This is a genomic window from Rhizobacter sp. P2_H3 (assembly GCF_056403355.1).
The window spans coordinates 1-1,385 of the sequence record NZ_JBFUFQ010000483.1; the positions used below are offsets into that span (position 1 = coordinate 1).

1 pseudogene is annotated in these 1,385 nt (G+C 76.4%); it reads right to left on the bottom strand.

What is annotated here, in order from left to right:
• Positions 1 to 1,385 (bottom strand): annotated as a pseudogene (locus tag AC1D1T_RS32510) (hypothetical protein); the annotation flags it as partial.

Sequence of the window (1,385 nt, forward strand, 5' to 3'; positions counted from 1 at the left end):
GCCCAGCACCAGGCCGCCATGCGCCAGCGTCGCCAGCGCGCGCGGGCCGGCGAGCAGCGCCGAGCCGATCCAGCCGTCGCTCGCGCAGCGCAGTGCCGCGGCCTCGACCTGCTGCGCCGCCTCGCGCTGCCGGCCCAGCCGCACCAGCGCGGCGGCCAGCCGCAGCCGGCCTTCGGTCAGCAGCCCGTACCACTCGAGCGCATCGGGCGTCTGCAAGGCCGCCTGCCAGCACTCGACCACCTGCGGCCAGCGCCCGGCCAGCTCGGCCGCGAAGGCCGGCAGCGCCAGCTCGCGTGCCCGCTGCGCGATGCGCGTCGACGCCAGCAGGTCGGGTGCGCCCAGCGTCGCCACCAGGGCGCCGGCGCGCTCCGCATCGTCGGCGATCATCGCCAGCCGCAGCGCCTGGAACTGCATGTGGCGGCGCAGCTTGTCGCGGCGCGCGCTCGGCGGCTCCTGCTCGGGGTCGGCCAGCAGGCGGGCGCTGTCCTGGCGCATCGCGTCGATGTCGCCGCGCAGCGCGTGCAGCATGCCGCCGGCCAGCGCCAGCATCGTGCGCACATTGCGCGGGCCGCCGAGCCAGCGCGACTCCTCGTCGGCGCGTTGCAGCCGTTCGGCCGCGCGCAGCGCATCGCCCTGCCACAGCGCGATCAGCCCGTGCAGCAGCCAGGCGATCGCGCTCATCGCGGTCGGGTGCTCGGGCGCCAGCCGCAGCACGCGTTCGACGAACTCCGTCAGCGCCGGCGCGATGCCGGGCAGCGCCACGTCGCGCGGGTTCGGCGTCGCCTGGTACCACAGGCCGAGGTCGGTGCACTCGGCCAGCAGCGCGTTGCGCCGCGCCATGTAGCCGGCCGACGGCCCGACCGGCCCGTAGTCGCCGGCATGCCACAGGCTGGCGGTCAGCGCCGTGACCTCGGCTTCGAGCGGCAAGGCCTGCGTGCGCAACTCGGCGAGCAGCGCGGCCGCGTCATCGCGCTGGTCGACCTGGCACAGGCTGAGCGCCACGTAGGCCCGCGCCCGCTGCGCCTGCTCCGCGAGGCCTTGCTGCTCGGCCAGGCGCAGCGCCTGCTGGAAGTGCCCGGCCATCGCGACGAAATCCCAGCGCGTCCACGCGGCCAGCCCCTGCAGCAGCATCAGCGGCGACGAGCGCTCGCGCCAGCCGGCCGGAAACTGCGCCAGCAGCCGCTGCGTCTGCGTCAGCAGGCCGTCGGTGAGCCAGCCGCGGGCGACGGCATGCAGCGCCGCCTCGGCCGCCGCCCAGTCGCCGGCGCGCTGCAGGTAGCCGATGCGGCGTGCCGCGTCGGGCTCGGTCTCGGCGGCGCGGTGCAGCAAGCCGGTCAGCGCGTCGGGGGATTCGTGGCGCAGCCGGTCTTCGAGGAAATCGCGGA